The organism is Pseudomonas sp. NFACC43 (assembly GCF_900119645.1).
In the GTDB taxonomy this organism is placed as follows: Bacteria; Pseudomonadota; Gammaproteobacteria; order Pseudomonadales; family Pseudomonadaceae; genus Aquipseudomonas.
Genome location: NZ_FPKK01000005.1, coordinates 300,818 through 325,924 on the forward strand (window position 1 = coordinate 300,818; position 25,107 = coordinate 325,924).

21 protein-coding genes are annotated in these 25,107 nt (G+C 62.4%); 13 read left to right on the forward strand and 8 right to left on the reverse strand.

Annotation, left to right across the window (positions count from 1 at the left end; genetic code table 11):
* Nucleotides 1-25: 25 nt before the first annotated feature.
* Nucleotides 26-367 carry a nuclear transport factor 2 family protein gene (locus tag BT179_RS11725; RefSeq protein WP_072391022.1) on the reverse strand — a complete coding sequence of 114 codons (342 nt, stop codon included), beginning with the start codon at nucleotides 365-367 and terminating at the stop codon, nucleotides 26-28.
* Nucleotides 368-418: 51 nt separating this feature from the next.
* Entirely contained in the window at nucleotides 419-1,135 is a 717-nt protein-coding gene (locus tag BT179_RS11730; RefSeq protein ID WP_072431153.1) for a helix-turn-helix transcriptional regulator, read from the reverse strand.
* Nucleotides 1,136-1,281: 146 nt separating this feature from the next.
* On the opposite strand from BT179_RS11730, the gene BT179_RS11735 reads away from it, so the two are divergent.
* Nucleotides 1,282-1,752 (forward strand): LEA/WHy family protein, encoded by a 471-nt coding sequence (locus BT179_RS11735; protein WP_072391019.1) that lies wholly within the window; start codon nucleotides 1,282-1,284, stop codon nucleotides 1,750-1,752.
* A 1-nt stretch (nucleotide 1,753) separates the two neighbouring features.
* Here BT179_RS11735 and BT179_RS11740 read toward each other — a convergent pair whose 3' ends face one another.
* Nucleotides 1,754-2,677 (reverse strand): carbon-nitrogen hydrolase family protein, encoded by a 924-nt coding sequence (locus BT179_RS11740; protein WP_072431125.1) that lies wholly within the window; start codon nucleotides 2,675-2,677, stop codon nucleotides 1,754-1,756.
* Nucleotides 2,678-2,764: 87 nt separating this feature from the next.
* Here BT179_RS11740 and BT179_RS11745 point away from each other — a divergent pair, with 87 nt between their 5' ends.
* Nucleotides 2,765-3,673 (forward strand): LysR family transcriptional regulator, encoded by a 909-nt coding sequence (locus BT179_RS11745; protein ID WP_072431126.1) that lies wholly within the window; start codon nucleotides 2,765-2,767, stop codon nucleotides 3,671-3,673.
* A 3-nt stretch (nucleotides 3,674-3,676) separates the two neighbouring features.
* On the opposite strand, the gene BT179_RS11750 is transcribed toward BT179_RS11745, so the two are convergent.
* Nucleotides 3,677-3,931 carry a hypothetical protein gene (locus tag BT179_RS11750; RefSeq protein WP_072391008.1) on the reverse strand — a complete coding sequence of 85 codons (255 nt, stop codon included), beginning with the start codon at nucleotides 3,929-3,931 and terminating at the stop codon, nucleotides 3,677-3,679.
* A 145-nt stretch (nucleotides 3,932-4,076) separates the two neighbouring features.
* Between BT179_RS11750 and BT179_RS11755 the strand changes: the two genes are divergently transcribed.
* Nucleotides 4,077-4,394, forward strand: coding sequence for an ElaB/YgaM/YqjD family protein (locus BT179_RS11755; protein WP_072391006.1), 318 nt, complete (start codon nucleotides 4,077-4,079; stop codon nucleotides 4,392-4,394).
* 63 nt (nucleotides 4,395-4,457) lie between these two features.
* Here the strand turns inward: BT179_RS11755 and BT179_RS11760 are convergent, their stop codons facing one another.
* A complete protein-coding gene (locus BT179_RS11760; RefSeq protein WP_072391003.1) occupies nucleotides 4,458-5,489 on the reverse strand; it encodes an Ldh family oxidoreductase in 1,032 nt (343 codons plus the stop codon).
* Nucleotides 5,490-5,718: 229 nt separating this feature from the next.
* On the opposite strand from BT179_RS11760, the gene BT179_RS11765 reads away from it, so the two are divergent.
* Together BT179_RS11765 and BT179_RS11770 are read left to right on the forward strand one after the other, a co-directional pair.
* A complete protein-coding gene (locus BT179_RS11765; RefSeq protein WP_072431127.1) occupies nucleotides 5,719-10,548 on the forward strand; it encodes a dermonecrotic toxin domain-containing protein in 4,830 nt (1,609 codons plus the stop codon).
* 191 nt (nucleotides 10,549-10,739) lie between these two features.
* Nucleotides 10,740-11,768, forward strand: coding sequence for a FecR family protein (locus tag BT179_RS11770; protein WP_072431128.1), 1,029 nt, complete (start codon nucleotides 10,740-10,742; stop codon nucleotides 11,766-11,768).
* 60 nt (nucleotides 11,769-11,828) lie between these two features.
* Here the strand turns inward: BT179_RS11770 and BT179_RS11775 are convergent, their stop codons facing one another.
* Complete coding sequence (locus BT179_RS11775) at nucleotides 11,829-14,183, reverse strand: bifunctional acylase PvdQ (RefSeq protein WP_072431129.1); 2,355 nt, start codon at nucleotides 14,181-14,183, stop codon at nucleotides 11,829-11,831.
* A gap of 297 nt (nucleotides 14,184-14,480) precedes the next feature.
* Here BT179_RS11775 and BT179_RS11780 point away from each other — a divergent pair, with 297 nt between their 5' ends.
* Nucleotides 14,481-14,861, forward strand: a complete 381-nt coding sequence (locus BT179_RS11780) for a fe2+ zn2+ uptake regulation protein (RefSeq protein WP_072390994.1) — start codon at nucleotides 14,481-14,483, stop codon at nucleotides 14,859-14,861.
* Between the two features lie 23 nt (nucleotides 14,862-14,884).
* Here BT179_RS11780 and BT179_RS11785 read toward each other — a convergent pair whose 3' ends face one another.
* On the reverse strand, nucleotides 14,885-15,073 hold the full coding sequence (locus BT179_RS11785; protein ID WP_024780171.1) for a hypothetical protein: 189 nt from the start codon (nucleotides 15,071-15,073) through the stop codon (nucleotides 14,885-14,887).
* A gap of 150 nt (nucleotides 15,074-15,223) precedes the next feature.
* Here BT179_RS11785 and BT179_RS26750 point away from each other — a divergent pair, with 150 nt between their 5' ends.
* From BT179_RS26750 to BT179_RS11810, 6 genes are all read left to right on the forward strand, one after another.
* Nucleotides 15,224-15,361: a hypothetical protein gene (locus BT179_RS26750; protein ID WP_176776526.1), complete on the forward strand. Its 138-nt coding sequence runs from the start codon at nucleotides 15,224-15,226 to the stop codon at nucleotides 15,359-15,361.
* 230 nt (nucleotides 15,362-15,591) lie between these two features.
* On the forward strand, nucleotides 15,592-16,818 hold the full coding sequence (locus BT179_RS11790; RefSeq protein WP_072390991.1) for an MdfA family multidrug efflux MFS transporter: 1,227 nt from the start codon (nucleotides 15,592-15,594) through the stop codon (nucleotides 16,816-16,818).
* 22 nt (nucleotides 16,819-16,840) lie between these two features.
* Complete coding sequence (locus tag BT179_RS11795) at nucleotides 16,841-17,968, forward strand: LuxE/PaaK family acyltransferase (protein ID WP_072431130.1); 1,128 nt, start codon at nucleotides 16,841-16,843, stop codon at nucleotides 17,966-17,968.
* Between the two features lies 1 nt (nucleotide 17,969).
* Nucleotides 17,970-20,381 carry an acyl-CoA reductase gene (locus BT179_RS11800; protein ID WP_072431131.1) on the forward strand — a complete coding sequence of 804 codons (2,412 nt, stop codon included), beginning with the start codon at nucleotides 17,970-17,972 and terminating at the stop codon, nucleotides 20,379-20,381.
* A gap of 48 nt (nucleotides 20,382-20,429) precedes the next feature.
* A complete protein-coding gene (locus tag BT179_RS11805; RefSeq protein WP_072431132.1) occupies nucleotides 20,430-21,698 on the forward strand; it encodes a phenylacetate--CoA ligase family protein in 1,269 nt (422 codons plus the stop codon).
* On the forward strand, nucleotides 21,695-22,639 hold the full coding sequence (locus BT179_RS11810) for a GNAT family N-acetyltransferase (protein ID WP_072431133.1): 945 nt from the start codon (nucleotides 21,695-21,697) through the stop codon (nucleotides 22,637-22,639). The genes BT179_RS11805 and BT179_RS11810 overlap by 4 nt, the downstream gene beginning before the upstream one ends.
* Before the next feature lie 70 nt (nucleotides 22,640-22,709).
* On the opposite strand, the gene BT179_RS11815 is transcribed toward BT179_RS11810, so the two are convergent.
* On the reverse strand, nucleotides 22,710-23,189 hold the full coding sequence (locus BT179_RS11815) for a metallophosphoesterase family protein (protein WP_072431134.1): 480 nt from the start codon (nucleotides 23,187-23,189) through the stop codon (nucleotides 22,710-22,712).
* Nucleotides 23,190-23,426: 237 nt separating this feature from the next.
* Between BT179_RS11815 and BT179_RS11820 the strand changes: the two genes are divergently transcribed.
* The gene (locus BT179_RS11820; protein WP_072431135.1) at nucleotides 23,427-24,995 is read left to right on the forward strand and encodes a sensor domain-containing diguanylate cyclase; all 1,569 of its coding nucleotides are present in this window, start codon (nucleotides 23,427-23,429) and stop codon (nucleotides 24,993-24,995) included.
* Nucleotides 24,996-25,107: the final 112 nt, after the last annotated feature.

Here is a 25,107-nt window from a genome sequence, read left to right on the forward strand (position 1 = left end):
GGGCTCGCGTCAGGTTGCCGGGTTTCTAGACCGAAATATCCAACCGGCTGATTTTCCCCTGCTCGTTGAGGCGGAAGGTGTATCGCAGCTCCAGCGGGCTGCCGGGAAAGGTCCCGGAGATCAGGTTGTGGACCAGCACCTTGCCGGTGCGCTGCTGCACGTTCAGCACCTGCACCCGCGGCTGGTAGCGCCGGGCGGTGTCCTCCATCCATTGGGCAATGGCCTGGGTACCGGCCCGGTGCTGGCCTTCATCGAATACGTTGGCATCCTCGGCGAAAAAACGCGGCACCGCCGAACTGTCACGGGCATTGGCGGCCGCAATGTAACCGGCTATGGCCGGGGCCAGGGAAGAGACGGGATTGGACATGGTACGGCTCCTTGTTCTAGCGATCTGACATCATGCTAAAACAGCGCCATGTCAGTTTTTGTCAGGAGTGAAACGTCCGGTTTCATCCAGCTGCATCGACTTCATCCAGGCCCGCAACAGATCGCTGCGCCTGCCGGGGTAGCGCCCCCCCTGCTCGATGGCACACGCGATCCGATCGGTGCGAAAGGTCCGATAGGCGTCGCGTAATTCACACCATGCCACCACGACCCGCGCCTCGTTGAAAAACCCCAGGGCCAGGGGCCAGATCAGTCGCTGGCTCGGTGTATTGTTCACGTCGGCGTAGTCGATGCGCAGCTTCGCCTGGCTGCGAATGGCCTGGCGGTAGACATTCAGTTCCACCCTGTTCTGCGGGTAGCCATAGCCCGGCGGACCGGGCAGCACCGTCGGGTTGCGCAGGGCGTCCCGGACGTCGGGAGCCAGCACCGCGGCGACCTTCGCCAAGGCATCGGCAGCGGCCTTGCCCAGCACATCGTCGCCACGCTGGTCGACGTAGCGCAGCCCCAGCACGATGGCCTCGATTTCATCGGCAGTGAACATCAGCGGCGGCAGGAACAACCCGCTGCGCAGTACATAGCCGATGCCCGCCTCGCCCTGGATCGGAGCGCCAAGGGCCGTCAACTCGGCTATGTCCCGGTAGAGCGTGCGTTCAGACACGTTCAGCTCGGCCGCCAGCGTCGCGGCAGTGACCGGGCAACGCTTGCCCCGCAAGACTTGCAGCAAAGTGAGCAGCCGGGTGGTACGCGACACGATGGCGATCCGCAAGAAAAAAGTTGACGCAGATTAGCAGAGCCTGATGTCAGAAACTGTCAGGAGCCCTTTATGGAGCGTGTTGTGGGTTATGGTGTCCTCGGTTTCCGCGTTTCCCGACTGCATCTTTATCTTGAGAGCGTGCCATGCGCAGAATCATCGGTTTATCTTTCTTTCTGATGCTCTTGAGCCTGAACGCCTGCACGCTGCTGCAGCGTCACGACCCGCTGAACATCAATGTGGTGGGCATCGAACCCTTGGCCAGCCAGGAACTGGAGATGCGCTTCGCGGTGAAACTGCGCTTGCAGAACCCCAACGACATCGCCATCGATTACAACGGCGTGGCCCTGGACCTGGAGGTCAATGGACGCACCCTGGCGTCGGGGGTCAGTGACCAGGCAGGCACCATCGCGAGGTTCTCCGAAACGGTGCTGAGCGTGCCGGTGAGCATCTCGGCTTTTTCGGTGCTGCGCCAGACGCTGGGCCTGAGCCAGACCCAGCGCCTGGACAACCTGCCCTACGTGCTCAAGGGCAAGCTGGCGGGTGGATTGTTCGGTACCGTGCGCTTCGTCGACCGCGGCACCCTGGACTTGCCGAGCTCCACGGCCAACTGGTGATTCATGGGATAAAACGCACGCCGGGCCTGGCCCGCTCGTCCACCACCAGCTCGAACACATCCGGACGGGCGTAATGCCCGACCACGTCATAGTCGTAGCGCGCCCCCACCAGGTCGTCGGTGTCGATTTCAGCGGTCAACAGGCCGGCCTTGTCCTTCAACGGACCGGCGAGCACGTTGCCCATGGGCCCTACAATCACGCTGCCGCCGGCGATCAGCGGCCGCTCGGCCGGCCAGTTCGCGACTTCGATCCCCAGCGCCTGGGGCGAGGCCTGGACCTGGCAGGCACTGACCACGAAGCAGCGGCCCTCGTGAGCGACGTGGCGCATGGTCACTTGCCACATGTCCCGCTCATCCACCGTCGGCGCGCACCACACCTCGACGCCCTTGGCGTACATGGCCGTACGTAACAGGGGCATCATGTTTTCCCAGCACACCGCCGCGCCCACACGCCCTACCTGGCTGTCGACCACCGGCAGTGTCGAGCCATCGCCCTTGCCCCAGATCAGCCGCTCCGTACCGGTGGGCATGAGCTTGCGATGCTTGGCCACAAGGCCTGCCTCGGGCTCGAAATACAGGGCCGTGCAGTACAAGGTGCTCCCGGCGCGCTCGATGACGCCCAGCACCAGGCTGGCGCCGGTGCGCGTCGAAAGCCCTGCCAGTGCCTCGGTCTCGGCGCCGGGCACGTCGATGGCATTGGCGAAATAGCGAGCGAAGGCTTCTCGCCCTTCCGGCAACCGATAGCCCAGCTGGGTACCGAATCCTTCGCCCTTTGGATACCCGCCCAACAGGGCCTCGGGCATTACCACCAGCCGGGCGCCGGCCTGGCGTATGGCCTCTTCATAGGAAAGGATCTGCGCCAGGGTCTCGCCCTTGCCGCCGGGCAAGGAACCGATCTGCAGGGCGGCCACGATGGATTTTGGCATGGGGTTGCAACTCCTTGGTTCATCAGGTGTTGCCGATTCTCAAGCGTCGACCGATCATGAATAAAGCCCTGATCACTGCTAAATGATATGAGCCAAATGAATATCGCCGATATCGACCTCAACCTGCTCAAGACCTTCGAAGCCCTGCACGACGAATCCAGCGCCAGCCGCGCCGCGCTGCGCCTGGGCGTGACCCAGTCGGCCATCAGCGCCGCCCTGCGCAGGCTGCGCAGCCTGTATGACGATCAGCTATTCGTGCGCACCGGTCGCGGCCTGGCACCGACACTGCGGGCCGATCAATTGAAGCCGGTGATCAGCGACGCATTGAACAAATGCCGCCAGAGCCTGGCGATGATCGATCCGGATGCCAGCCATTACCAGGGGCGCTCGGTCATCGTCGGCCTGTCCGACGACTTCGAGATCGCCTATGGACGGCGCTTGATCGAGGAAGTGGCGCAACGTGCACCAGGGTTGAGGTTGATCTTCCGCCAGACCCATAGCCAGATCGTCGGCCGTGATCTGATGGAGCGCCATTTTGACCTGGCGATCACCGCCGGAGGTTTCGCGCAGCGGCTGCTCAGTCGACGAGTCCTGGGTGAAGGGGACTACGCGTGCCTCGTCGATCAGGCCAGCCTGAAGGAAGGCCAGGCGCACCTTGCGCTGGAAAGCTTCGTGGCGCGGGAACATCTGCTGGTATCTTCCGGGGGGTTCATCGGCATCACCGACGAGGGGCTGGCTGGGCTCGGCCTGAGCCGGAGGGTCTGCGCCTCCACCACTCATTTTGCCGCCCTGCCATTCCTGCTCAGGGGCAGCCAGGCCGTGGCGACCATTCCGGCACATGCGGCCCGGGCCATTGCGTCCCTCAGCGGCTTGGCGCTGTTACCCTGCCCCCTTGCCTTGCCGCGCTACCCTATCGAACTGGGCTGGCGAACCCACGCGCAGATGGATCCGGCCGTGATCAAGGTTCGCGAGGCCATCCTGGCGACCTTCAAATGAGGTTCATTTATTGGCCGCCATCAGGCGATTGACTTCACTGCGCACCATGTTGGCGTACTCAGGGGGCGACATGCCATCCAGCTCCGCCCGCACCCACTCGGCCCACTTGCCCTTGCGCTTGGAGCGCTCGCCGAACAAGCGGGCCGCTTCGCCCTTGGCCTTGCCCAGGTTGTTCTGCCACAGTTCGAACAGTCGGGATTTTTCGTCTTCCAGCGCAGCGCGCTCGGCCAGGGGCTTGTCAGCGAGATTGAAGCTCATGGAAATTACCTGTTGCGTAAATAGGCGACATCTTACACCTTGCAAGGAAACGTCTTAACACCCATTTTGGCTGTGCGGCGCTTGCAACTTTCCCCCAGGCGCGGCACTCCACTGTTCACTGCCATCATCTGCAAGGAGTCATTCAATGCCCCGTAAAAGCCCAGAGCAAGCGAACGGAGAGCAAATCAAGGACCAGGCCTTCAGCGAATTGAAGGCCTTGATTGAAGAATCGGAAAAACTGCTCAAGAGCAGCGCTTCACTGGTGGGCGAAGATGCCGAGAACCTGCGGGGGCAGATCGCCCATAAACTGCAACAGGCCCTGGACTCCCTCGCCAGCGCACGGGATCGCACCCGCCCCATGGTGGACGCCACCGAGACCTACATTGGTGGCCACCCTTGGCAAACCGTGGCGATTTCCGCCGGTTTCGGGCTGGTGGTGGGCTTGCTGCTGGGACGACGCTAAGCCTGCCCGTGGCAAGGGGCTTCCCCCTTGCCGCGCTGAGTCCGACACCCGCCCAGACGGGCCTTACACGCCGGCCAATTCCCGCAACTGCGCCAGTGTCTGTTCCTCCAGCACAATCCCCCGCTCGCTGGATTGACGGCGCTCGCGATGCCGGCGATCCCCCGGCAACCGTTGCAACCCCACCCCCTGCATTTGCCTGACCAGTTCCTGGCTGCGCTCGGCGAAATCCTGCCCGGCGGCCTTGCTCGGGTCGATCACGATCAGCAACTGGCCGGTCCATGGCGTCTTGGCACCGGGATGATTGCTCCAGTCGAACTCGAAGGAAAAATGCCCCCCCGTCAGGGCCGCCGCCAGCAACTCCACCATCATCGACAAGGCCGACCCCTTGTGCCCGCCAAACGGCAGGAGTGCCCCGCCGTCCAGGATTGCCTTGGGATCGCAGGTCGGCTGACCCAGACTGTCCACCCCCATGCCCGGGGGCAACAGTTCGCCCTTGCGCGCGGCAATCTGCACATCGCCATGGGCGATGGCGCTGGTCGCCAGGTCGAAGACAATCGGCTCCCCGTCAGCCCGTGGCGCGGCAAAAGCGATGGGGTTGGTGCCGAACAGCGGGCGCTGTGCGCCATGGGGCACGACACACGTCATGCTGTTGACCACACTCAAGGCCACCAGCCCTTCATAGGCGAACGGCTCGACATCCGGCCAGAGGGCGGCGAAGTGGTGAGAGTTACGGATAGCCAGCACCGCAATGCCGGCGCTGCGGGCCTTCTGCACCAGTAGCGCACGCGCGGCAGCCAGGGCCGGCTGGGCGAATCCGTTGCCGGCGTCCACCCGCACGAACCCCGAGGCAACATCTTCGACCACCGGCACGGCCTGGCCGTCGACCCAACCGCTATCGAGGGTCGAGACGTAACCGGGGATGCGAAACACCCCATGGCTGTGAGCTCCGTCGCGCTCGGCGCCGGCGCAGTTTTCAGCCAGGATCCGGGCAACGTCGGCCGAGGTGCCGTGTCGCAGGAAAATCTTCTCCAGCAAACCCGCCAGGGCATCGAAGGACAAGGCGCCGGAACCGGCGTGTTCGGATAGCGCAGACATCTGAAGCTCCAGAATGATTGTTGGAGGTAGCAACAGCGTAAGACAAACCAGCGCGCCGATTAAACACCGCTTCATGAGCGCGCTGTCAACCTTTGCGCCGGCGCCTGAGCCTGACAGGCACCGGGGGCCTGGCGTGCGGTAACTATCTACCACCTTCGCCCTTCCATGGCGTCCTAGCCTGACCGCTTCATCCACGGCTGCCTCACGGCGCCTTGATCGAGAAGCGACGATGACCGAGACCACCCCACTGCTGTTTTCCCACGTGCTGGATGCCAGGCGCCTGGACGAACTGAGCGCACCCCACGGATTGACGCAGGCGGACCTCGACTGGTTGCATCACGCTGCACTGCCCAGCCACTCGCTGCGTGCAGCGCAGACACCGCCGATGTCTGTCGAAACCATCCTGTTCGAAGCGACCGGCCGAACCCCGATTCCCCTGGCCGGCTGCCTTAGCCTGACGGCCTCGCCAGCGACCGGCGCTTCGCAGGCTTGGCCTGCGTTTCTCTATACACCACAAGGTGGCATCAGAAAGTTCGCCAGCCGCCGAGCCCTCGAAACAAAGATCGAGCACATGCTGGCGAGCCCCGTCGAACGTGACGATCTGTTTCAACTGCTCTCGATTTCACAACGGGCCGAACTGAACGGCTCCCCCGGCATCCGACAGACCCGCTCGCTCATCGAGGGCGATGTCTTCGAAGCCCTGGTCGCAAGCATCGAGCATGCACAGAGCCTCAATGCCCGGACAATGGTGGACGAACTGATGAAACTGCCTTCGTTGCAGGCGATGCTCGACCAGGTATTGAACGAAGCGGCGTCGAACTTCGACCACAGGCAGGGACGCGTGGCGATCAGCACCTATGCCGGCGCCGGGAGCCCGACAGCCGGCCGGGTCATCAACACCATGTCCCTGGCTGACGCGGTCCTGGTCTATTTCCACCACCAGGGACGACCCAGCGGACATGACGTGGAATTCATCCATCCGGGGATCACCCCATCATCCGGGAACGCCCGGCAGTGGGAAAACCTGCTGAAGGTCGCCGCTGGACACCTGATCCCACGGCTCATCCAGTGCATCGAGGGTTACTGGGACGCCACCGGCCCCTTTCATATTTCACGCCGCAAGCTTCTCTCGCAGGTGCTCAGCGACACGTTGCGGGCGAACATCCTGATCCAGCGGGAACAGAGGCAACTGACGCATGCACAGAGCCGGGAGCTGTTCCGGGTCCTCGGGCCGTCCGGTCGGGATGAAACGCTTCTGTTCATCGAAACGGTGCGACTCTGGGAATACGAACCGCTCTACGTGGAGCTCGCCGGCTCGTTGATGATCAGCGGCAAGGGGCACTACCTCTACACGCCCAGCCACGGTCTCCAGAAAGTCGACGACTATCTGAGCTTCAAGCAGACATTGCTCGGCACTCCGACCCGGGCCACGCGAAAAGAAGCCCTCTACGGCCTTCTGAGCCTGGAAGAGCGCAACCGCTTCCTACGCCTCGACGAGCCAAAGGTGTCGGGGCACCCCGTGGCCTTGCCGGTGTTCGAGTCCCTGGCCAACACCATCATCGGCAAGCAGACCAGCAACCTTCATTACGCCTTGGAGATGTCTCGCCAGGGCAAGGTCGACCTTCACGCCCTCGTCGACAAGGCGCTGGACATACGCACCTTGATCGACAAAAGCCTGTTGAAGCAGGGGATCCAGGGCCATTGGGGTGCCCAACCGGTGTTTTACGGAGACTTGCGCCCTTCCAACTTCATGGCCGACCAACTGGAAAGGAAGATCAAGAGCTATGCCAGCGTCGAAGAGGCTTTCACCACGCTGTTCGCCCGAGTGCCGATGTCCAGTCCCCACGAGTTTTCCAAGGACCTGAGAGCGCTGCTGCCAAAGCTCACCAACGTTTTTTCTCTGGGAATACGTGCCGAAGCCGAACTCAGGGAGCTGGACGGAACCCTGCCGCCAGCCGCCCACGACCTCATCAGGACCGTGTTCGCCTACGACCCCGATTTTCCCGACCGCACCCAACGCATGGGGGTCAAGGGCTTCCGGCCGGACGTCTATTCGCTGAGGCTCACCTGTACCGACGAAACCCGAACGGTCCACCTTTGCCTCGCCAACTGTTTTTTCCTCACCGAACGCGGCGGGCTGGATACGCCCTATTCAGGCCTGGGTATTCTGTGGACGCCTTCGGACGGCCTGCAGGTCTTTTCTTCCGTGGAGATGGCCGCCGGGCAATTGAACCGCTACCTGCTCGACCCTCGAAGACGTTTCAGCCTGCTGGAAAACCTGCCCGCTGCCCAACGCAAGCCCCACGGGCATTACCGGCTCGAGGCATTCGAGCTGATCGAAGACAACGTCCTGTCGAACCGGATGAGTTCCTTCATCGATCTTTTCGAAGCCGAACACCGGTACCTGAGCAGTCTGAAAATCGGCCCATGGAAACTGAGCGGGATGGCCTTGGCGAAAAGCCTCGAGGCGCTGCAGAACAAAGGCGCTCCGACCAATCTGCCGCGTGCGATGCGCATCGCCCAGGCGAACCGGTGGCGGCAGAAACTGCCCGCCTGGCTCGGCACGGCCGCCCTGGAAGATCAACGCTTGCATATCGATCTGCTCGACCAATACAAGAACAGCGTGGCCGACGGCAAGGACTACCTGGACGGTATCGAGCCGCTTCGCACCTATGTCGGTAAAAAGCTCAAGGCATTAATGGATGCACGCCTTGGCGAAAAGGATCTCGACCCGGCCAGCATCCTGATCACGCCGAACCTCGCATTGGCCGGTCCTCCCGCTTCCTTGATCGATTTCGCCTTGAACCATGTCGAGTTCACCCAGAAGACCGGCTTGCATGTCTCCTCCACGTCCGGAAAAAAACTGCCGGACAGTCTGAACGAAGCCACTGTGAAGCAGATGCTGCTGTCCCTGGATATCTCCACTTCGTATAAAAAACACGTCAGGGACAAGCTCTCCGGCACGGGAGCGGACGCAGAAGCGAGAAAGCAGCGTTTTCGCCGCCAGTTGCCCTGGCAACTGTTGCAGCATGCCCACGCACGGCACCTGCAACAGTACCTGTCGGCCACGGCATTCGACTTGATTCGCCAGGTCCTGGATATGCCGGACGGCATCGCGCGCCAGGCAGTGAAAGGTGCCAGCGCCCTGATCCGTCCACTGGAACTGATAACGACCGGCGGCGCCGCGGCGGTCAAGACACTGGGACTCTACCTGATCGGATCGAGCACCGACGCGACGGCTCCTCATGTGCTGTATGCGCCCTACCGCGCGGGGCCGAACCTCATCGAATTCAAGGACGAGGCCAGCCTCATCGCTGCGCTCAACCTGCCCGGGGCGCTTCAGGATCTGCTGATCAGCCGGCTCCCCACGACCCATCAGGGGCTGTTCCGGAACCTGTTCGTGTCCACCCTTGGAAAGCTGTCGGACATCACCCTGGCCTCGAACCCGATTCAGACGAACCTGCTCGACACACTGTTCAACGATAACCTGGACCTGCTATCGGACCTGTTGAGCACCCAGACCGACCGCAAACGCCAGTTCGACTGGCAAACGGTCCTGCATCTGTTCAGCACCGGGGTCAGGTTTGCTGGACGCCAGCTACCGGGCAAATTGACGTTTTTCGAGACCCTTTGGGAAAGCTACCAGGACTTCAAGGCCTCTGCCGAAGCGCTGCAACAGCATGACTGGAAAACCGGCTTGCATGACTTCATCGCCGGCGCCGCGGAAATGGTCTCGCTGGGCATGCTCAATCGCGACGATACGTTCGGCCTGCTCGCCCCTGCCAGCCCAGCAACGCAGGTGCCCCGGACGACGACCGAAATGAGCTGGAAAGATATCGCGTCCACGGCACCGACCCGTACCAACCTGCACGCCTTCGAAGCCACGGATGCCAGCCTTTTCGACCTGCACGCAAACCTGGCCGACGGCACCTACGGCGCAGCGGGATCCGGCAAGCTCTATGCGAGCGTGGCCGGCAGGGTCTTCCAGGTCGCCAAAGCGAACCAGGTATGGCGTGTCGTCCATGCCCATGGCGAAGGACCGATACTGGCTCGATCGTCCGACGACCAGCAGTGGGCGATCGATCCGCAGCGACACACCATTCGCTACGGCAAGGTCATGTCCACACTCGCCAATTCCTACAGTGACTACCAGGCCGGCGCCTCGTTGAACATCGAAGCCCGGGGCATGGCTGAAATACGCAGGAAATACCCCTACCATGCCAATGCCATCGTCCAGGCCCTGGAGACAGCCAGGTTCTACTCGATCAACGCCCTCCATAACCTGGAGCACGCCAGGCAGCAACGTGCGCCGGCCTCTCGACTGGAAACGTTTCTCCAGACGTTCCTGGGCGTGGAACACGTCGATGCCGGCCTGATCGAGAAGGTCCACACGGCGATTGCGCCGATCTGCCGGGCACTGGCCGATCCTTCATGGGAAGCGCAGAACGCCAAGCGCATCGTCATCGGCAATCTCAAGGATATCAACGATATCGCCACAGCATTTGTCGTGGAACCCAACGCCAAGGGACGGATTTACCTCACGCAGCTGTTCTTTGAAATAGGCCTGGACCGATACCAGGAGCTTGTGCCGCAATCATTCAATGTCGACGCCCATGCCCAGGGGGCGACTCTTATCCATGAATTGACCCACCAGTTGTTCGACACGTACGACATCGTTTACCTGGATGCTTCATTGCCCTTCTTCGACCTCATTTCCCAAGACACCGAATTCGGGCGACGCAAGTCGAGGGAGTTGAAAGAGCAACAACTCAAAGGGTTTTCGCTGGGTACGCCGCGATCGAAACTGTTCATGGCCTGGGACCATCGGGCCGGGATGCTCAAGAGCCTGGAACAGGTACGTCAATTCAAGGACATGACCAGGGAAATACTGAAAATCACGGGGGCTACCAGCATCAGCGAAGCACGGGATATTTTCCTCGACCCCGCTTCGGCCGATAAACGCATCGACCTGATCCTTCGAAACGCCGACTCCATGACCTTGCTGATTTGCATGCTGGGACGCCAGCTCGACGCCGTGCTGCCCGCCGCTGGCTCTTGAGTGGCTATTCTTCTGCCATGCGCGACCCGTTGATCTTTTTTTCACCCGGCCCATGGGATGCTAGGGGGCAGCCATACGGGTGCAAGCACCTTTGGCGGAAAAAAACCGGCCTATTTGACATGTTATCGCCATGACGGCAGTTCTCGACAGCTCATGCCGAAGGTTAGAATGCGGCAAACCAGGAAGAGTCAATGACCGAACATACACTCTCGGAAGCCGAATACGACGCCATTACCGATGCGGCCGCGCACTGGTGCATGCGTATGCATGCTGCCGACTGTAGCGATGCCGAACGGCTGGCCTTCAAGCAGTGGCACGATGCCGATCCCCTGCATGCGTTCGAATACGCCGCCATGCTGGAGATCTGGGACGTCGCCGATCACTTGCCGCGCGTCGAACCCGCGCCGCCGGTCCCGGTGTCTCGTCCCCGGCCGCGGGCGCGCTGGCGTCCCCTGGCCGCTGCCGCCGCGGTGCTGGTGCTGGGGCTGCCACTGGCGGCCTATACGGGCTGGAACCTGGGCTGGCTGGCCAATTCCTACGAGCGCTTCGAAGCCGACGCAAGCGTACGGCGCATCATCCTGGGCGATGGCAGCCAGGTAGAACTCAACCTGGGCAGCGAGCTGGTATTCGCCAATTACAAGAATGAGCGTCGCGCGACCCTGAAAAAGGGCGAGGCGTTTTTCGAAGTCAGCCACGATACCCAGCACCCGTTCATCGTTCGGGCCGGCCAGGGCCAGGTACGGGTGACCGGGACCCGCTTCAACGTCTGGATGTATCAGGACCAGGTGCGCGTCACGCTGGTGGAAGGCTCGGTACTGGTCGCCAGCAACCATGCACTGACGCAAAACGGCTCGCGCCTGACACCCGGCATGCAGGCGAGCTACAAGGCCGGCGATTTCCAGCCGCAGGTCCGCGAAACGCCTGCCGATGACAGCTCACTGGCATGGCGCAGCGGCAAGCTGGTGCTGGATAACCTGACCCTCACCGATGCGCTGCCGCTGATCAACCGCTACCTCGACCGTCCCGTCATGCTGGCCGACAACAACACCGGCGCCCTGCGCATCGGCGGTATCTACAACGTCAGTGAAGTGAAGAACCTGGTGCCGTCGTTGCCAAAAGTACTGCCGGTCTACCTGACGCAGAACAAGGACGGCAACCCGGTGCTCAATGCCGTCGGCCAGAGGCCGACCAGCACTCAGAAAACTGCTCCCCGTCAATGACAAAGGGCCTGCGATGGCGTCGGCGTTGACGCTATCGCAGGCTGTCTTGCGGCTCCAGGCTTATTGCGTGGCCACCCTGCCGGCCTCATCGCGCTCACGAATGATCAGCGCCTGGTAGTGGGGATCGGCCTTGATCTGCTGTTCGGTGAATGGCAGCACGCTCCAGCGTTTCTTCGAGAACGCCTCGGTCTGGTCCGCCGAATGAGGGGATGCCGGGTCGCTGGAAATGGAGAATGCCAACAGCCCTTGTGCCTGGGGCCCCTTGCTGTCGAATGTCACCACTTGCAGGTAACTGGTGCCGCTGACCACTTCGCGCTTGCCGTTTGCCCCCGGCACACTCTGAATCGCATTGTAGATCCCCAGCTCCCCAGGCCCGCCGTGGATCGGTGTCTGCCGGCCACCGCTGCTGGCGACCTGAAGATCCTGCCAGCGGCTGGAGGATGGCAGCCCGGCGGCCTTCACCGCCTCCACCGAGGCGACCATGGCCTGGCGCACTGCCTCGCTGACTGCCGGCTTCTCGACAGCCAGGCCTCGTGGCGTATGTTGTGGGTCCTTTGGGTCGAAGGCCACGCGCCAGGCATCAGGCACGGCCTGCAGCCGCTCCATGATGCGCTGGAAATGAACGAACCCCAATCCGCTGTCCAGGCCAGCAGTACGGTCCCACGCCTTCAGGCTGGCACACGCCTGAGCCAGTACCGCTGCAGCGGCGCCCGATTCGGCCGAACAGAACGCCAGCAGGTCTGGCATCACCTGGTCGGCCAGGTAGACCTGGTCGTCCATTACCATGCGCTGCAAGTCCTCCACCTTCACCGGTCCTTGCTGGGCCAGCCTGCCGAGCCGGTCCAGGGCAAAACGCGACCGCTGGCCCAAGGGCTGGCCTTGCTGGCTGATCAAGGGCGAATAGCCGGACAATGGTTGTGACGGGTTGACCATCCAGGCCGAATCGTTGGAATTCTGCACAAAGTCGCGGCGCAACAGTTGCGGAAGTTTTTCGGCGGCGTAGATGCCTTTCTGCGCAGCTTTCGGGTCCACATCCCAGGCGCATTCGCTACGCGAGCCGTCCAGGACGATCAACTTCTGCCCGGCCCGCGGGTCGCTGCAGCGGGCCAGTTTATCGGCCCCCACGTTCGGCACCACCGACAGGTTCATGTACAGGCTCTGCCCCTGGTCATCCACCGCCAGGGTGTTGACCCACGGAATGCCCTGGATCTCATGCACGGTATTCTGGAAATCCTCGAGGGTGACAGCCCGGTTCATGGCGTACCACTGGGCCAACACCCGATCGTTTTCCAGGTTGGCATCCCGCAGGCTGTAGGCAAACTGGCCGTCCCAGTCCAACCGTCCGGGCCACTGCACCACCGGCCCGAACCGGGAGCCGTAGACCACCCGCGAAATCGACTTCACCTGGCCGTCGGGCTGCCTGATTTCCACCGTGACCGTCTGCTGGCTCATCGGTACGGACTCACCATCGATCAGGTAACGGGTCGGGTCCTTGGGATCGAGCTGCAGGCGGTACAGGGTGAAATGCTTGGAAGTGTCGACAGTGTGGGTCCAGGCCAGATGCTGGCTGAAACCGATGTTGATCACCGGCAGCCCCGGCAACGCGGCGCCCATGACATCCAGCTTGCCCGGGATGGTCAGGTGCATCTGATAGAAGCGCATGCCCCCCAGCCAGGGAAAATGCGGATTGGCCAGCAGCATGCCGCGTCCGTTGAAGGAACGTTCACTGCCGATGGCCAGCCCGTTGCTGCCGCGCTCCAGGGCGAAGCGCTGCTGTCGCTCGGCGGCGACCACAAAATCCGCCACCGGCACGGCGGCGTCCGCCGAAGCCCTGGGCGGCTGTGCACCGGCCAGGGCTTCGGCGAACTGGCCAACGCCGCCTTCCACCAGCAGGCGACGGGTCAACTTGACCAGGTCCAGCGCGGTGATCGGTCGTACCCATTCGCTCGCGCACTGCTCAGGCAGCCCTTTGGCCCGGCGCTCGGACAAGGCACGGTTGTAGCCCACCGCATACCCCTCGACCAGCTGTTTCACCTCGGGCGTCTGTGCCTGCCAGAAACCGGAGACCGCCCGGGGGGTGTTGAGCCAGCTGAAAAACAGGTCGCTGGCGGTGTTTTTCCGCTGTTCGACCGTGACCTGGTCGGGCCCGAAATACCGCGAGCGCTGGCCATTGACCGTGACGATTTCATTGGCGAGCAGGCAGAGATTGTCCTGGGCGTAGGCATAACCGATGCCATAACCCAGGCCACGCTCATTCTCGGCACGGATATGCGGCACGCCAAACTGGGTACGACGGATCTCGGCGCTGGCCTGTTGCGCATCGCCCTGGGCGCTGGCAACGGCGGCAAGCCCCAGCCCCACGCCCAGAACCGCGCCTGTGAGGCAAAACCTCGATAACTGCCCGGATATCTTCACGTTCACTCCTGATCGAAAACCTTGAAAAACCGGGACGGCTACTGAAAGGACAGCAGGAAAAACGTCATATCCGGCCTGGAAATCACATCCCTCGGGCATGAAGCCGGGAACGCGCCTTCCTTGGAAACGAACCGGATTAAAAAAAATTAATGACCAGCCAGAGGCCTGATCACGGGGCTTGCGCGACATTGCCGCATTTTTTTACAACCGCGCCTTCATGATTGGCCGCTCTCGTTCGTCCTATCAGGAGAGTATTTGCAATCTTTTCTTCTGTTCAGGCTGGTAAGGAGTTTCTGCATGCATAACGCGCAACTGCCCAGGGAGGGTAAGCCGGGGTCAACCGGCATCGCGATAAAGACCCCCGACAACGTGTTCGCCAGGCCAACGGAACGCGGCAGCAATGAGCACATCAGGCGCCTGCTAAAGAGCTTCGGGCTCAGAACCAGCCTGATTCGCCTCAAGGTCATCGATGCGCTGCTGACGGCGGCAGGGGAAAACCGCAGCCTGGGTGTACGAGGGGTACACAGCCAGTTGGTGGGGCTGGACATTCCGTTGTCCTTCCTCAGCGTACGCGAGGTCTTGAAGCGCTTGTGCAGCGAGGGGGTACTGACACTCAACCCCGACAAGAGCTATAGCCTGCACCACAGGGCAATGGCTGCGCTCGAGGCTGGAGACTGACGCCAGGCGCTCCCTGCGAAGCGCTAGGGCTTGACCTTGCGTCGCATCACCCCGTTGATCACGACGACGATGACCGCCACGGCAATGGCGATGTATTGGAACAGCTGTTCGCTGATCATGCCTTTGTTCTGCATCCAGGACAGCCCGAGCATGATTGCCAGGACCACGAGGACGATCAGGATCGAGTATTTCAAGCGTTGCGAATGAGTCATTGCCAGTTCCTGAATGTATCCGTTCTGTATCCGTCTGCTTGCCAGGTGCCTACCCGATTCCAGGGACAAGGGGCAGCACACGGGGTCCCATGGTACAGCCGAAGGCGCGTTTGCACGCAACCCGGTGCTGTTCATCATGAGGATTTATTTATGTTTCGTCGTATAACCCTGCTGCTCGCACCGTCGTCCACCCTGATGCTGGGCGGCTGCCTGTTCTTTCCTCACGACCGGGGTCATGGCGATGGGCCAGGGCGCCACGGCGGTCCAGGCTTCGACCCACACCGTTGACTGACGTGGCTGAATCGTCAGAAACCGACGGGCCGCCTGCCAGGCCAGCGGCATCAGACTGATTACCCAAAGCAGGAACAAATGCCCACACGGCAGGGCATTTGTTCGTACAACTTTAAGTCAGGTTTCCTCCGCAAACTAAGGGCAACGCTTATTTCGGCCCTGAAACCCGCCCACGTATTCTCGAATAAGAGGCACTTACCTCCTTATTGAAAATAACGTTGGAAACCATGCAAAACTTGCTGACAACTTCCTCACCCAATCGATTGACAGGTTTTTGCCTGGCTATCGCGCTTTTCGAACTCCTCACCTACATGGCCAGTGACCTGGTCATGCCCGCCATGCCTGCAGTCACCGAAGAGCTCGGTGCAACTGCGGACCAGATACCCTATGCCTTCAACCTCTACCTGCTGGGCGGCGTCATGCTGCCCTGGCTGATCGGCCCCCTGTCGGATCGCCATGGGCGGCGCCCCTTCATGCTCGCCGGCTGTGCCGGCTTCGTGCTGGCGTGCGCGGCGATTACCCAGGTCACCCACATGCCGGGGTTCAATGGCCTTCGCCTGATCCAGGGCATGGGCCTGGGCTTCGTGATTGCCGTCAGCTATCCCGCCATACAGGAAATGTTCAGCGAATCGGACGCCGTGAAGGTCATGGCGCTACTGGGCAACCTCGCCCTTCTCTCTCCCTTGCTGGGCCCTTTGCTGGGGGGGCTGATGCTGCAATGGCTGTCCTGGCGCGAGCTGTTCCTGCTGCTGGCCGGCCTGGGGGCGATGAGCTGGCTGGCCTTGTGGGGGTTCATGCCGCACAAACCCGGACCGGCTTATCGCCAGTCGGCGTCCGAGCCCTTCGAGCTACCCAGGCTGCTCAAGCGTTATGGCGCCTTGCTGGGCCATGTCGGTTTCCTCTCTGCCAGCGTGGCGCTGGGCCTGATGAGCCTGCCCCTGATTGCCTGGATAGGCCTGTCGCCGTTGCTGTTGATCGAGGGCCAGGGCCTTTCTCCGCTGCTGTACGGGCTGTGGCAGGTTCCGGTCTTCACCGCGGTGATCCTCGGCAATCTCCTGCTCAATGGCCTGGTGGAGCGGGCTGGCGTGCGCGGTGTGCTGCGCTACAGCCTCTGGCCCCTGTGTGCAGGCCTGATCGCATTGGTGCTCGCCAGCCGCTTGCCGCTTTCCCTGCCGGTTCTGGTCGGCGCCCTGTCGCTCTATGCCCTCGGGCTGGGCATGGGCAACGCAGCACTGTATCGACTGGCCCTTTACGCCAGCGACGATAGCAAAGGCCTGGTCTCGGCCATGGTCGGGATGATTTCCATCGCGGTGATGAGCTCGGCCGGTTCGCTGCTGGCACTGTTGGGCGCCGGATCAAGCCTGGAATCCTTTGCGCTGAAGACCGGCGTCGCCGGGCTCAGCTGTCTTGTGGTGTTGCGCCTGTTCATGACCCGTCCGGTCACTCAAGCCTGATTTGCCGTCCTGAGGAAATCCAATGATCCATTTCCCCCATGCCGATGCGCTATGCGCATCGCGCCATCCCTATAGCCCCGAATCGATGCCCACCGGACTGTTCGATCGTGCCATGGCAGAGATCAGCCTGTTCCATAGCCACCACACGCCGGGTTATGAAGACTGGCTCAACGCCAACGGCCTTGGCGCCGCAGACCTGGAACATTTGACCGACTGGTCGCGCCTGCCGCCCATCTACGCCAATTACTTCAAGCAGCGACTGCTGCTCAGCCCCACCGCCGGGGATGCCCTGGAACTGACCTCCTCCGGCACCAGTGGGCAGAAAAGCCGCATGCGCTACGACGAACGCAGCATGGCGGCCGCCCAGGGGATGGTGGCGCGGATCTTCGAGCACTACGGCTGGTTCACGCCGGATTCGCCTTGCAATTATCTGTTGCTCGGCCACGAACCCGAACCTGACAATCGCCTGGGCACTGCCTATACCGATCAGTTCCTGTGTCGCTTTGCCCCGGTCAATCGCGTTGCGTATGCGTTGCGGCGCACCGGAAAAGGCCATGAGTTCGATGTCTTTGGCGTCATCCGCGCATTGCAGGAATTCGCCGAGCAGGGCCTGCCGGTCAGGATATTCGGCTTCCCGGCGCTGCTTTGCCATGTACTTGAGCGCATGCGCGAAACCGCCGTCCCGGACCTGAAGCTTGCGCCCGATTCCCTGGTGTTCCTGGGAGGCGGCTGGAAAAAACAGGCCGCCCAGGAGATTCCCCGCCAGCAGGTCTATGAGCACATCCGCCGGCAGTTGGGTATCGACACCCAGCGTTGCCGGGACGGCTATGGCGCGGTCGAACATGCCGTGCCGTACATCGAATGTGCGCACCACCGCTTCCATGTACCGGTGTACTCCAGAGTCTTCGTCCGCCACCCCTCGGATTTCAGCGTCCAGCCATTCGGCGCACCGGGTCTGCTGTCTTTCGTATCGCCCTACATCTCTTCCAGCCCGGCCCATGCCGTGGTGATGAGCGACCTCGCGACCCTGCACCCCGCCGATTGCGAATGCGGCTCGGCTACCCAGTGGTTCGAGCTGCATGGCCGTGCCGGCACCAGCGCCAGCCGAAGCTGTGCCATGGCGGCCGCCGAAATGATCAAGGAGAACTGACATGTACCTCATCAACGGCCAACTGCATGGGGAGCTGCCCCTGGACGAGACGCTGCAGCGGTTGCAGGCACGGCTGCCCGACCTCCTGGCCTCGCCACCCTCGAGCGACAGCGTGCTCGAATGCGCCGAGACGTTCGTAGAAAAGCTGAGCTCTGCCGGTCGAGCCCCATTCCTGACCGAGGATCAGTGCCAGGCGCTGATCGCCTTCTGCAGTCGCGATCACCTGGGCGTGAAGCTGACGCGTGAACTGGGACCGTCCCCTCGCTCGATCAGGCGCATCGACTACAGCGATGGCCCCTTCGAAAGCTGGCAGCCCCTGGGCCTGGTGGTACACGTCACGCCGGGCAACGCACCGCTGCTGGCGTTCTGCGCCGCCCTGGAAAGCCTGCTGGCGGGCAACATCAACTGGATACGTCCAAGCACCCGTGACGAGGGCCTGACGGCGCGGGCGCTCAAGGCCTTCCTCGATTGCGATCCAAGCGGCCGCCTGCGCGAATACCTGGCGGTATTGCCGCTGCCGTACCACGAGAACAATCGTCTCTTCGCCCTGGCGCAAGGCGTCAGCGCGTGGGGTGGAGAAACGGCCCTCAGGGCCATGCGCGAGCAGATCCCCGGCGGGTGCCGCTGGATCGACTGGGGCCATCGCATCAGCTTCGCCTATGTCACGCTCCGCGCCGCCAGCCCACAGGCACTGGACTGCCTGGTGGACGAAATCTGCCGCCTGGATCAGCAAGCCTGCTCCAGCCCGCAATGGCTGCTGGTGGACAGCGATGAACCTGCTGCGTTGCAGGCATTGGGCAATGCGCTCGCCGCTGCGTTCGAACGACGGTCCGGGCGCTGGCCGGCGCTGGCGGTCAGCACCGCGGAGGCCTGCGAGATCACTACCCGGACGGCTCTTGCCCGACTGGACCAGAGCTTCGCGCAAGTCACCGGCCAGGTCTGGGACGGCAGCGGCTGGCGCATTCTGTGGGAACATCATCGCCAGTTGTCGCCATCGCCGCTGTTCCGCACGCTATTGCTGCGCCCCGTGCCTCGGGCGGCATTGATCGAAACCCTGCTGCCCTGGCGCAATGTACTGCAAAGCTGCGCGCTCATGTGTGAAGCGGACCAGGCCGCGGAACTGACCCGCGGCCTGCTAGCCGCTGGCGTAACCCGTGTTTCAGCGACCGCGGCCGTCCAGCAAGGCTATGACGGCGAGCCCCATGACGGCGTCTATGCGCTGCAACGGTTGAGCCGTCGGGTGTCGGTCAGTCTCGAGGCGGATATCGCACCTCATCGGGTCACCCTGGACCGGCCGCCCCCCGCTCTGTCGGTCGACGCCTCGACCCCCATCATGGACAAGGCGGCTTTCGCCGCATTACCCGTCAGTGCCCAGGCACAGCTGTTCTTCCGCTCCGGCGGCAGCAGCGGTGCGCCTGTGCTGGCGTCCTACAGTCATCGCGACTTCGATCGCCACATGCGCGCGGCAGCCGACGGGTTGCGCGCCGCCGGACTCGATCCCGCACGGGACCGTGTCATGAACCTGTTCTATGGGGGCGGCCTCTATGGCGGTTTTTTCAGCTTTTCGAAAATTCTTGAACAGATGAACGTCGTGCACTACCCCATGGGCGCTCCCTCGGACAACGATTTCGATGAAATCGCCCGGTTGATCGTCGCCCATGACGTCAACACCGTGGTGGGCATGCCGAGCACCCTGCACCGCTTGTTCTCCAGCCAGCGGCCCGCGCTCCAGGGTTACGGTGGCGTACGCAAGGTACTGCTCGGTGGCGAGCACCTGGGCCAAGGCAGTCGGCAACTGCTTCAGGACTGCGGCGTCACGAGCATCCGCTCAGCCATCTATGGCACCGTGGATGCCGGCCCACTGGGCCATGCCTGCCTCGCCAGCGACGAGGGTGTCTTCCATCTGATGGCCGACATCCAGCACCTGGAAATCGTCGCCCTGGACCAGGACATCCCGCTAAGGCGTGGGGACACCGGACGGCTGCTGTTCACTTCCCGCCTGCGCCAGGCACAACCCCTTCGCCGCTATGAAGTCGGCGATTGTGGACGCTGGTTGACCACCCCTTGCCCGTGTGGCCTGGAATCGCCCCGGTTCGAATTGCGCCAGCGTCACGGCCGCCTGGTTCGCATCGCCACGGAGTTCATCAATACCCAGGAACTCACCGAACGGGCGCAAGTGGCCATCCAGGTGGTTCTCGATCACGACACAAGTGGCTGTGAACGCTTGCTGATTCGCGCCGACGGTGATGCCCGGGCGGTCCGCCACAGGGTCCTGGGCCTGCGGCCATTGTCCACCTCGGTCAATGCCGCCCTGCTGGTACTGGAAGTCCAATCCTGTCCGGCCGAGTGCTTCGAACATAACAGGCACAGCGGCAAGGTCCCGCTGGTGATCGACGTCAGAAAACACGGCTGATTGCCTTTTGCCTGTCCGTCACCCCGTGAATTTTTCCAGAGAATCCCGATGAGCATTTCCTTCACATTTGAACCCTGGCTGGCCCATGTCCGCCAGCATTCAAGGTATTACCAGAGACACCTGGGACATCTACCGTCCCAGGGCTGCGCCTTGCAGGACATACCTGTTGCGGACGTCAACGATTACTGGTCCGACAGCCAGGACCTGGACACCTGGGAGGTACTGACCGATCGGGTACAGGACGCACTGGTCTTCAAGACCGGGGGCACCACCGGCCAGGGGAAACTGTCGGTCTATACCCATCAAGAGTGGCAATGGATGCTCGACTGTTTCGGTCGCAGCCTGTCCACGCAACTCAAGGCAGGGGATCGAGTCGCCAATCTGTTCTTTTCCGGGGACCTGTATGCCAGTTTCCTGTTCATTCACGGCGCCCTGTCTCGCATTGAAGCAGCCATCACCGAGTTCCCCTTCACCGGCTCGGTCGAACCCGACATCCTGGCGGACGCCATTACCGCGCACCATATCAATGTGCTGGCCGGGGTTCCGGCGCACTTGCTGGCATTCGCCAGCCACCTGAATCAGCAGGGACGGACGTTGCCCCAGGTCACCACGGTGCTATTCGGTGGAGAGCACCTGTTCGAAGGTCAGCTGCCATCGTTGAGAAGCGCCCTTCCGAAGGCACGCTTCACATCGATCGGTTATGCCAGCGTGGACGCCGGGCTGGTGGGGGCCAGTACCCCGGACTGCAATCCAGGGGAACACCGGGTCTTCGACGAACAGACTCGGGTGGAAATCATCGATGAACTGAGCGGGGATGTCATCGAGGCGTGCGACCGACCCGGTAACCTGGTGGTGACCAACTTCACCCGTACCTTGATGCCGATCCTACGCTACCCGGTAGGCGACCGTGCCTGCTGGCGTGAACCGGTCGGTACGCCGCGCCGCAAGTTCGCGCTTCAGGGACGCAGCAGCCACAGTCAACGGGTACGGGTGGGCGTGCTTTCGCTGTCTGCGCCGCAGATCAATGAAATCATCCAGGGCATGGCCGGTGACGCTCAATGGCAACTGATCATCGAGCAGGTGGCAGGCAACGATCGCGTGGTGCTCAAATGGACCCCCGGCGTTCCCCTTCAAGCATATGAATCATTGTCACTGGCGCTGGAGGCCGCTCTCACCAGGCTGTATCCGGGCATCGAGCGGGTTGGCCTGGAGGTCCGGGCCTGCCATGCACGGGACCTTGAGCGCCATCCCCGCTCCGGCAAGCACCTGCCGGTCATCGATCGGCGATCCTACGGCCCGACGGGCCGCAGCCAATGAGCGCCCTGGTCATCAGGCCGTTCAGGCCTGCGGATGCCGTCGGCACAAGCGAACTGTTCCGCCGGGTGTACGGGTACCACTACGTTTCGCCGGACGTCTACCTGCCCCACATGATCTGCCAACATAACCTGCACCAACGGTGGCGTTCCATGGTGGCGGTGCTGGATGAACGTGTCGTCGGCCATGCTGCGCTGTGCCAGGCTGCCCCCCGTCATGAAGATGCGGAACTGGCGCTGATGGCGGTGGATCCCACCCTGCAAGGCAGTCAGATTGCAACCCGCCTGGGTCGGCAGTTACTGGAGCGGTGCCAGGACCTCGGACTCGCCAGGCTGTCGATCAAGCAAGTCACCAGCCATCCCTACAGCCAACGGCTGGCACAACGACTGGGTTTCCATGACACCGGGCTGATGCCCGACCATGTGCCTTCGCCGTTCGACGTTGCCCTGGCCGAAACCGTGGTGGTCGGCTGCCAGATGATCCAGGGCCATCGCCGGCCATTGCCCTCGATCCGATGGCCTGCGACATGCCAATGGTTCATGGCCCCAATGGCATCGCGGTTTGGCGTCACGCTCGATGACGCCCCGTGCTCGGTGCAACCTCTGCAACTCAGGCAGTTGCCGGGGCGGGTCGACGTCGTGGCTGGACACATCGGCCGTCACCTGGCCAGGCAACTGCAACAATTGCCTGCCCACTGGTCCATCTCAGTGAGGCTCAGCCTTCGCCGGCAATTCAACGACGATTACCGGCGACTGATGGCGGCCGGATTCATCTTCACCGGGCTGATGCCCGGCGAGGCAGATATCAGCTGGCAGGCGCTGTTCCACCGAGGGGCGCTGGCCCGCCGGCTCGACCTGATCTCAGCACCGATGCAACGTTTGCATGAGCAACTACAGGCCCATACCGAGAACTGGAGAGGATCGATAACAAGCTCGGCGGCATGATACCGGCGACCAGCGCACACCCGTACCAGGGGCAAAGATCGAAGAAGCCTTGATCGCCGCCGCCTCCCGGTCATGGGCCGGGAGGCGGCGGGTCCTCCAGCAAAGTGACGATGCTGGGTTCAATGGCGTTTGCATCCACCTCCAGCAAGGCCAGGGTCACCGGCAGCTTGAAACGCCGACGCCCTGCACTACCCGGATTGAGGTACAGGCGCTCGCCGCGCCAGTCGATGCCGGGCTTATGGGAATGGCCGGTGATCACCAGTTTCACGCGCGGGTCGAGTGAAGCCGGGACATCGGCGATGTCGTGCACCAGCAAGACCTGCCACCCGCAGAGGTCGAACTGCAGGCGATCGGCCAGCCGGCCAGCCCAGTCGGTCCCCAGGTCGTTGTTACCGCGCACTACCTGCAAAGGGGCGATCTCGGCCAATCGCTCAAGAATATCGAGCCCACCGATATCACCGGCATGGATGATCCGTTCGCAGCCGCGCAATGCCTCGAGCGCTTCGGGGCGGAGCAGGCCGTGAGTATCGGAGATGACGCCAACCTTCATGCCTGCCCCCTCCCCCGCATTGCGGCAATGGCTTGCGTGACGCGACGCATGGACTATTACTGGACTGACGCCCGACGAGTACCTGTCACAAGCCCATGCGTCTTTACTCTATCTTTTTTTTCGCCCCACGAGTGCCACCACCTGTACCGGCCCTACCGTAGTCAGCTAACGTGCCGGTTTCGGATAAGGTAGGCTGCGCACCGCAAGATGCGCAGAAAAGTCGCCAAAGGATATGTAATGCTCGGACGCGAACAGCCGGAGCCAAAGATAGACAGTACCGACGAGGCCTTTTCCCACCCGGCTGTGAAGGCTGGGGCTGCACTGCGGCTTACGGTCAGTTTCATGCTGGTGGTGGTTGTGGCGTTCCTCAGCGTTGAAGGCTGGCGGACATGGCGTGACTATCGTGCGGCCTTCGCGGCCGCCCGCGACTCGGTGACGAACCTGGCGCGGGCAACGGCGCAACATGCCGAGGACACCATCCGGCAAGTGGATGTGGTGACCGCCGCGCTCAGCGAGCGCGTGGAAGGCGACGGACTCCAGAACATGGACATCCCGCGCATTCACAAACTGTTGGTACAGCAATCGGCCATCATGCCGCAGCTGCACGGGCTGTTCATCTACGGTCCCGACGGCAGATGGCTGGTCACGGACAAGGCAGTGATACCGGAGGAAGCGAACAATTCAGATCGTGACTATTTCCAGTACCACCGCACCCACAAGGATCGAAACGTGCGCATCGGCCAAGTGATCAGGAGCCGATCGACCAACGATCTGATCATTCCCATCTCCCGCCGCCTGAACAATCCCGATGGCTCCTTCGCCGGGGTGTTGCTGGGCACCGTCAAGGTCAGTTATTTCGTCGATTACTACGGTGATTTCAAGATCGACGACAAGGGCGCCCTGGTCCTGGCCATGCGCAATGGAACCATCCTGGTCAGACGCCCCTTTGTCGACTCGGTGGTGGGCAAGAGCCTGGTCAACAGCGTCATCTTCAAGCACTTCCTGCCGAACTCGAACCAGGGCATCGCGGAAGCCAGGGCCGTCGTCGACGACACCGAGCGGCTCTATGGCTACCGGGCCCTGACCACCTACCCATTGGTGGTGGAAGCCGGCCTGTCCCGGGAATCCATCATCGCCCCCTGGCGTCGCGACCTGCTCAAGACCGGTTTCGTGCTGGTGTTCCTGATCCTGACCCTGGTCAGTTTCGGGCTGATCGTGCTGAGCCAGTTGCGCTATCGGATGGCCATGGAACAACAGATCCTCGATGCGCACCAGACCATGCGGGCCATGGCCCTGACCGACAGTCTCACCGGGTTGTACAACCGCAGGAAACTGGACATCACCCTGGCCGATGAGCTACGACTGGCCAGGCGCCAGGGCTCTTCGCTGGCGCTGATCATGCTGGACGTGGATTACTTCAAGCGCTTCAACGACAAATACGGGCACGCCGCGGGCGATGACTGCCTGCGGGCGATCGCCAGTGCGATCCAGCATGCGGTCAAGCGGCCGAGCGACCTGGCCGTCCGCTATGGCGGTGAAGAGTTCACCGTCCTGCTGCCCAGTACCGACAGCGTGGGTGCCGCCAAGGTCGCCCAGACGATACTGGAATCCATCAGGGCGCTGAACATCGAACACGGCGACCATCCATTGGGAATCGTCACCGCCAGCGCGGGAATCACCAGCTGTCGGCCAGGCACCGAGGACGTGACGCCCGCCATGCTGATCAAGGCCGCCGATGCCTTCCTGTATCTGGCCAAGAACACCGGGCGCAACCGCTGGTGCAGCGCCGAACCGGCGCAGCGCTAGCCCTCCGGGTGGCGGCCGCGGTACCGCCGTGCATCGGTCCGCGCACACAAATCCAAGTCCACAGGTGCCGGGCAGCCGCCTGACGGCTACAATGCGCGCTTCGACCGTGACC